Source organism: Janthinobacterium sp. CG_23.3, assembly GCF_046115965.1.
Lineage (GTDB): Bacteria > Pseudomonadota > Gammaproteobacteria > Burkholderiales > Burkholderiaceae_D > Janthinobacterium.
The window spans coordinates 20,671-28,060 of record NZ_JBJXIB010000077.1 but is presented as its reverse complement, the minus strand read 5'-3'; the positions used below and the strand labels follow the sequence as shown (position 1 = coordinate 28,060).

7 protein-coding genes are annotated in these 7,390 nt (G+C 69.7%); 3 read left to right on the top strand and 4 right to left on the bottom strand.

Annotation, left to right across the window (positions count from 1 at the left end; all coding sequences use genetic code 11):
* Positions 1-116: 116 nt before the first annotated feature.
* The 3 genes from ACFDR9_RS17700 to ACFDR9_RS17690 all read right to left on the bottom strand — a co-directional run bounded on the left by ACFDR9_RS17700 (position 117) and on the right by ACFDR9_RS17690 (position 3,060).
* Positions 117-899 (bottom strand): anti-sigma factor, encoded by a 783-nt coding sequence (locus ACFDR9_RS17700; protein WP_017878596.1) that lies wholly within the window; start codon positions 897-899, stop codon positions 117-119.
* Entirely contained in the window at positions 896-1,393 is a 498-nt protein-coding gene (locus ACFDR9_RS17695) for an RNA polymerase sigma factor (RefSeq protein ID WP_327076204.1), read from the bottom strand. The genes ACFDR9_RS17700 and ACFDR9_RS17695 overlap by 4 nt, the downstream gene beginning before the upstream one ends.
* 197 nt (positions 1,394-1,590) lie before the next feature.
* Complete coding sequence (locus ACFDR9_RS17690; protein WP_327076205.1) at positions 1,591-3,060, bottom strand: wax ester/triacylglycerol synthase family O-acyltransferase; 1,470 nt, start codon at positions 3,058-3,060, stop codon at positions 1,591-1,593.
* Between the two features lie 138 nt (positions 3,061-3,198).
* On the opposite strand from ACFDR9_RS17690, the gene ACFDR9_RS17685 reads away from it, so the two are divergent.
* A complete protein-coding gene (locus ACFDR9_RS17685) occupies positions 3,199-3,453 on the top strand; it encodes an acyl-CoA-binding protein (protein WP_017878593.1) in 255 nt (84 codons plus the stop codon).
* Positions 3,454-3,738: 285 nt separating this feature from the next.
* Here the strand turns inward: ACFDR9_RS17685 and ACFDR9_RS17680 are convergent, their stop codons facing one another.
* Positions 3,739-4,023 (bottom strand): polyhydroxyalkanoic acid system family protein, encoded by a 285-nt coding sequence (locus tag ACFDR9_RS17680; protein ID WP_017878592.1) that lies wholly within the window; start codon positions 4,021-4,023, stop codon positions 3,739-3,741.
* A gap of 172 nt (positions 4,024-4,195) precedes the next feature.
* Here ACFDR9_RS17680 and ACFDR9_RS17675 point away from each other — a divergent pair, with 172 nt between their 5' ends.
* Complete coding sequence (locus tag ACFDR9_RS17675; RefSeq protein WP_409031827.1) at positions 4,196-5,491, top strand: putative Na+/H+ antiporter; 1,296 nt, start codon at positions 4,196-4,198, stop codon at positions 5,489-5,491.
* Positions 5,492-5,843: 352 nt separating this feature from the next.
* On the top strand, positions 5,844-7,346 hold the full coding sequence (locus tag ACFDR9_RS17670; protein ID WP_327076207.1) for a hypothetical protein: 1,503 nt from the start codon (positions 5,844-5,846) through the stop codon (positions 7,344-7,346).
* Positions 7,347-7,390 lie beyond the last annotated feature (44 nt).

The following is a 7,390-nucleotide window of genomic DNA, read 5'->3' as shown; positions in this document are numbered from 1 at the left end:
CCCCCCCCTCTCCCCCCCTCCCCCCCCCCCCTCCCCCCCCGCCCTCTCCCCCCCCCCCCCCCCCCCCCCCCCCCCCCCCCCCCCCCCCCCCCCCCCCCCCCCCCCCCCCGCGGCCGTTAGCGCTGCCAACCCTGGCGCAGCGCCTGCCGTTCCATCTTGGCGTCCAGCGCGGCGCTGTCGATGCGCTGCTCGACCGCCTGCTGCACCGCCAACGCCGCCTCGGCGCGGCCGCGCCCGGCGCCCGCCTGCCGCGCTTGCCCGGCCTGCTGCACCAGCACCGGCAGCGCCCATTGCGCGCCGCTGCGGCACGCCAGCCCGGCCAGATCCCGGCCGCCGCCGTCCATCACGAAGCTGCGGCAATACACCCCCTGGTTCGACACGAAGCTCAAGCCAATGGCCACCTTGCCGTCCGCCGTGGCCGGGCCGGACAGTTGCTGCGACAGCGCCGCCGCCAGTTCGCCGCGCGCCACCAGCGCGCCGTCGGCGCCGGCCGCCGCCGCCAACCGGTCCGACGGCCACTCGGCCAGCACGAAGCGGCCCAGCAGCAAGCCGCAGGCCAGCGCCGCCGCCAGCGCCGCCCATTCCGGCCAGGACCAGTTCGCCACCCTGGCGACCGGCTCCGGCGCGGCGTGGCGCGCCGTCCTGGTGGCGCGCACCGCGTCGAGTTGCACCACCTTGGCGCCGCGCAGGGGCCGCAGCGGCCGCAACAAGCGCGGCGGCGGCGTCTCGTCGAGGATTGGCGCGAAGGCGGCGAACACCTCGGCGCGCAAGGCCTTGTACCGCGCCACCCGTTGCGCCACGGCCGGGTCGCGCCGCATCGCCGCCTCGACGGCCTGGCGGCTGGCGTCGTCGAGTTCGCCGTCGGCAAACGCCATCAGGATGTCGTCGCTCAAGGTCATGGCATTTTCCGCGCCTGGTCAGGTAGCAGCCCCTGCAAGGCCTGGCGCGCCCGCAGTAAATGCTGGCCCACCGACTCGGGCGGCAGGTCCAGCACGGCCGCCGCCTCCTGATACGGCAAACCCTCGACCAGCACCAGGCCGAGCACCAGGCGCTGCTCGTCGTCGAGCCGGCCGATGGCCTGCAGCAGCGCGCGCCTGGGCGCGTCGGCCGCGACGCCGCCGCGCTCGCCGGTATCGTCCGCCGAGAACGCCGGCTCGGCGCGCGCGGCCGGCCGCGGCTGGCCGCGCCAAGCCTGCGCCATGATGCGGAAAATCCAACTGTCGAGGCGGGTGCCGGGCTGCCACTGCGCGCTGCGCTGCAAGGCGCGTTCGACCGAGATCTGGACCAGGTCGTCGGCCTCGTCGCGGCGCGGGCACAGGACGCGGGCGAAGCGACGCAGGCGCGGCAGCAAGGCGCCAATGTCGGCATGGAGCAACATGGAGGTCGTGGTCATCAATATCCGCTCAGCGGGCGCGGCGCGCCGTTGCCGCGCCGCGCCATCCATCATCGATATCAGGACACCTATACTATCATCCGGCCCGCCGGCGCCGCGCACGCGCCCCCGGTATAGCGGGCCGGCAAGTACGAGCTTGCCGGCCGTCGCAGCCGTCGATTGACCAGCCGCGCCGGACCGTCCGCCGCCGCGACCTGTCAGCCCGGTTCCCGCCACTCGTCCATCAGCGCCAGCATCACCAGTTTCTCGAACTCGGGCGCGAAGCGGTGAATGATGTTGTCTGGATCGGTGGCCAGCGCGTCGTCGGTGACGATGCCGAACTGCACGCCGCCGTTGTAGCTGAGGATGGACACGCCGACGCCGATGTCGCCCGACTGCGGCACCCAGAACATCACCTGGTCGAGCTGGCTGCCGGCCAGGTACAGCGGCGTGTGCGGACCGGACACGTTGCTCATCACCGCCGTGGCCTTCCTGGCGAAGTAGTTCTGGACCTCGTTTTGCACCTGCTTCGGGGTCGCCCCCAGCACGCCCAGCACCGACATCGCCACCAGCGCGGTGTAACCGCCCTTCAGCTCGTTCATGCGCCGGCGCACCTCGAACAGGCGGGCGACCGGGTCTTCCAGCCCGACCGGCAACACCAGCGGCACCAGGCCGAAGGCGTTGCCGAGCTTTTGCCGGCGGCTGGCCTTGCGCAGGTTCACCGGCACCATGACGCGCACGTCGCAGTCGCGCGCCACCGCGTCGCCCTTGGCGCGCAGGTAGGCGCGCAGCGCCCCGGCCACGCTGGCCATCAACACGTCGTTGATCGAGCAGCCGAAGGCCTTGCCGACCGCCTTCACCTCGGCCAGCTGCAGCGGCTCGCTCCACGCCACGTGCTTTTTACCGTTCGGCTTGCCCTTCAAGCGGGTCGGCGTATCCTCGCTCATGGTCGTCAATTTGACGGCGTCGGTCGCCAATTGCCCGGCCGTATGGCCCAGCTCGGCGAGCTGCCCGCCCAGCTTGTCGAGCTCGCCCAGCATGCCCATCGACTTGATCAGCAGGTGCGACGACAGGTCGATCGCCTTGATGCCGGTGGCGGTCAGCGGCAGCAGGATCTGCGCCCACGGGTTTTCCTCGGCGGCGGCGCGGGCGCGCGGGCTCGGCTCGGCCGGGGCGATGTCGATTTTGCTACCGAACATGGACATGAACACGCCCACCAGCGCCACGCCGTCGGCGATGCAGTGGTGGATGCGCACGATCAGCGCTTGGCGCACGCGGCCGTCCTCGCCGACGCAATGGTCGACCAGGTGCATCTGCCACAGCGGCTTGTCGGCCGCCAGCGGCTGCTGCGACAAGGCGCCGACCAGTTGCTGCAGCGCCGGCTTGTTGCTGGCGCCGGCCGGCAGCGCCGGCGCCAGCAGGGCCGGCACCACGTGGTCGTCGAGGTCGACCGTTTGCTCCTGCCACCAACTGCCCGACAGGTCGCTGACGACCCGGCTGCGAAAGCGCGACAACACCAGGAAGCGCGTCGTCAGCGCCAGCTTCAGCGCCGCGGCGCTGATCGGCTTGTCGAGCATGGCGACGCCGACGATCATCATCAAGTTGCTGTCCGAATCCATCCTGAGCCATGCGGTGTCGACGGTGGACATCTTTTTCCGGCTGGGGGCCGGCAGGGCTTTGGACAACATTCGAGCATCTCCTCTATAGTTTGGCGGGCGTTTGGTCCTATTATGTCGCTCGGGAATCGGATTGTTGCGATAAGATTCTAGTGAAACTACTCTAGCAACATTAACAGAGCAACATTTTTTCAGCCAACAGGAGTACGTATGAGTTTACAAGAGCAATTCGAGCAAGCGCAGCTTGACTCCAAGAACCTGTCCGAGCGTCCGGACAATATGACCTTGCTGAAGATTTACGCGCTGTTCAAGCAATCGTCGGCCGGCGACGCCAGCGGTTCGCGCCCCGGCTTCACCGACATGGTCGGCCGCGCCAAATACGACGCCTGGGCAGCCCTGACGGGTACCTCGACCGAAGAGGCGCAACAGCAATACGTCGACTTGATCGCCGATCTGAAAGACTAAAACGCACTAGCGCGCGGGCGGCGCCGGCGCGCAGCGGCGCCCGCCCCGCCCATCGCCCACCGCCCATCGCCCACCGACGGCCCCCGCCGCCGGCCCCCTCCGTCCCGCTTCCACCGCGACTATTTTTATCCGCCGCCAGCGCCTGGACGATCCATTCGTCGCCGGTTTTCTGTTGCCATATGATGACCCGCGCGTCGGTGTGGCGGGCGACGTCCCTGGCCGGGCTCGAAGGACGCCTTGCGCGCCCTTCGCGGCGAAGCGGCGCGGCCAGCGCCGCGCGCGCCGTCAAGCTTTGCCGCCGAACACGGTCTGCATGTTTTCGGTGATCTTGCTTTCGATCTTGGCCGAGAAGGCGCTGAACAGGAAACCCAGCTTCAAGTCCATCTGCGCCTGCGTCTTGGCCAGGGTCAACGAACCGCTGACGCCGCTGCGCTCGAAGCGCAGCACGTCGCCCTCCCAGGTGCAGTCGAGGTCGTATTCCTCGGCCATTTTGTCGGCCACTTTTTGCGCCGCCTCGCGGGCTTTTTTGGGTGTCAGGCCGTGTTCCTGAACGATATGAATGTCAGCCATCGAGCTATCCTTTTGTTGAGATGAAATAAGACAGTCGGAATAATGCCAGTTGGGCCGCGGCGGCGCCAGTGCCCGCCCGTCGCCACCCTCAGGCGGCGCGCCGTTGTGTAGCATAATAACGCCGCGGCGGCCGTGCGCCCCGGGCCGCCGCCGCGCCGACAACAGACAAAAGATGAAAGATAAAACGATGGAAACGAGCAGCATGCAAACGCTAGGCGCGGTCCTGTTCGGACTGGCCCTGTTGCACACCTTCGGCGCCAAATTTTTCGAGGTGCTGGCCCACCGCCACCCGCGCCACGCCGGCCTGCTGCACCTGCTCGGCGAGGTCGAGGTGGTGTTCGGCTTCTGGGCCATGCTGCTGCTGCTGGCGATGGCCGCGCTGGCCGGCGGCCCCGCCGCCCTCGCCTACGCCGAATCGCGCCAGTTCGCCGAGCCGATGTTCGTCTGCGTGGTCATGGTGGTGGCCGCCTCGCAACCGGTGCTGGGCGCGGTCGGGCGCCTGCTGGCCGGGCTGGCGCGGCTGGCGCCAATGCGCACCGCGGTCGCGCTGGCCTGGCTCGGGCTGGGCGTGGTACCGCTGACCGGTTCGCTCATCACCGAGCCGGCGGCGATGACGCTGGCCGCGCTGATGCTGGCGCCGCAGATTTTTCGCAAGGACATGCCGGAATGGCTGAAGTACGGCGCGCTGGGCGTGCTGTTCGTCAACGTCTCGATCGGCGGCACGCTGACCTCGTACGCCGCGCCGCCGGTGCTGATGGTCGCCACGACCTGGCATTGGGACACCGCGTTCATGGCCAGCACCTTCGGCTGGCGCGCCGCGCTGGCGGTCTTGCTCAACGCCAGCGTCATCACCGTCCTGCTGCGCGCGCACCTGCGCGACGCCGGCGCCGGCGCGGATGACGGCGCCGGCGCCGACGCCGCCCCGGCTGGCGCCGCGCCTATGTCGTGGACCGTCAGCGCGGTGCACCTGGCGTTCCTGGCCGGCGTGGTGTATTTCGCCCACCACCCGGTGGTCTTCATCGGCCTGTTCCTGTTCTTCCTCGGCTACACCAAGGCCTACGAGCACCACCAAAGCCCGCTGATCCTGAAGGAGGGCCTGCTGGTCGGCTTCTTCCTGGCCGGCCTGGTGCTGCTCGGCGGCATGCAGCAGTGGTGGTTGCAGCCGCTGGTGTCCAGCCTGGGCCCGACCGCCATCTTCTTCGGCGCGCTCGGCCTGACGGCGATCACCGACAACGCCGCGCTGACCTACCTCGGCTCGCTGATCAGCGGCCTGTCGGAGCAGGCCAAGTACATGCTGATGGCCGGCGCGGTGGCCGGCGGCGGCCTGACCGTGATCGCCAACGCGCCCAATCCGGCCGGCGCCGCGCTGGTGCGGCGCGGCTTCAAGGACGGTTCGATCGGCGCCCTCGGCCTGCTGCTGGGCGCGCTGCCGCCGACCATCACGGCGGCGTTTTTCTTCCTGCTGTAACAACTGGGTCCGCCCTGACGCCGCGGGTCGGCTTGGCCTGACGCCATCCGACGCCGAGCCGCCGCCGGCGCCAGTCGGGTTACGCCCTGGCGGGCTAACCCGACCGACGAAAACCCTCAACTGAGCGCGCGGTCCCGGGTTCAGCCCCTGGTTTCGGTGCGCGGCGCCCCTCCCCCTGTCCCGGCACCGCGCGCCACGTCGCGCCGCCCGTGCAAAGCTTGTGCCAGCTCAAACCACGGCGCGGACAGAAGCCGACTATCTCAGTTCGAACCGAGGCGTGAAACTGGAACGGTCTGATCGCGCTGGCGCGTCGACGCCGCGGCCCGCGCCGCATCTTTTCTGGAGAGAAAATATGGACCAAAAAGTGATCGTGCCGGTCGAAGCCGTGCTCACGAAATGCGCCTCCCTGCCCGTCAGCTACGTGCCGACGCCGTCGGCGCCGTACCGCCAGCACCGCAAGAACGTGCAACTGACGCTGCAGCCGGGGCGCCCGCGCGGGCCGCAACCGTCGACGCCGGCGGCGGTGCCGCTCGGCTCGCGCGTGCTGATCTGGAAGCAAGACCCGGCCGTGAGCGACCTGGGCACGCGCAAGGTGTTCCTGCCCGGCTTGGTGCTGCAGGGTCCGCGCGACGCCCGCGTCACCTTCGGCGAGCCGGGCATCGCCCCGGTCAACCCGAACGCCTTCGGCGACTTCGTGGTCTCGCCCAACACCGACCAGTTCGACGCGATCCATACCTTCGCCGTGGTGCGCCTGACGCTGAGCATGTACCAGCGCGCGCTGGCCAGCGGCGGCAACGCCGCGCCGTTGCCGTGGCAGTGGAACAGCGCCAACAACACCGCGCCGCTGAAGGTGTTTCCGCACGGCCTGCCCAACGTCATGAACGCGTTCTACAGCCGCACCGAGAAGGCGCTCAAGTTCGGCGACTTCATCCCCAGCGGCGGCACCGAGCGGGTCTACACCTGCCGCTCGTTCGACATCGTCTCGCACGAGGCCGGCCACGCGGTGCTCGACGGCCTCAAGCCGAAATGGCTGCTCAACGGCAATCCGCCGCAAACCGGCGGCCTGCACGAAGCCTTCGGCGACCTGACCGCGATCTTCCTGGCCCTGTCGCAGCTCGACCAGGTCGAGGCGGTGATCGCCCAGACCAAGGCCAACCTGCACGACAAGACCTTCCTGGCCGACATGGCCGAACAGTTCGGTCTGGCGCTGGGGCGGCCGAACGGCTTGCGCAACGCCGACAACGACTTCAAGCTCTCCGAAACCGGCAACGAGGTGCACGCGATCTCGCAGGTGTTCACCGGCGCCGTCTACGACATCCTGGCCGACGTGTTCGCGTTCGAGCGCGACCCGGCCGTCGCAGACGACGCGGCGGTGCTGCACCGCGTCGCCGACGGCCTGCGCAGCCTGCTGCTGCGCGCGCTGATCGGCGCGCCGGACATGGGCGCCACCTACGCCGACGTCGCCAACCAGATGCTGCTCATCGCCAGCGCCGACGGCAAGCCGCAGCGCTACCGCGACGCCATCCGCGAACAGTTCACGCGGCGCGAAGTGCTCAGCGAGACGCCGTTGACGGGCCAGGCCGGTCCCAATCTGATGTTCCAGGCCTACACCGAAGACCAGCCCGGCGCGCGGCAAGACCGGCGCGCCTGTTGCGGCACGATGAACAGCGCCGAATACCTCGAATCGGAAAGCCTGCTCGACGAGGAGCGCGCGGCGCTGGCGGCGTGGTGCCGCGACTACGGCGGCAACCTGCGCGGCAACGGCCACGCGCCCGACGGCGGCGGCGCCCAACAAAACGGCGGCGGCGGCGGCGGCGGCGCGGCGGCGCGGGGCTTGAACGAAGAGCTGGGTTAAGCCCGGTTCGCGGGCGCCGCGCGGCGGCGGCCCGGCACGCAACC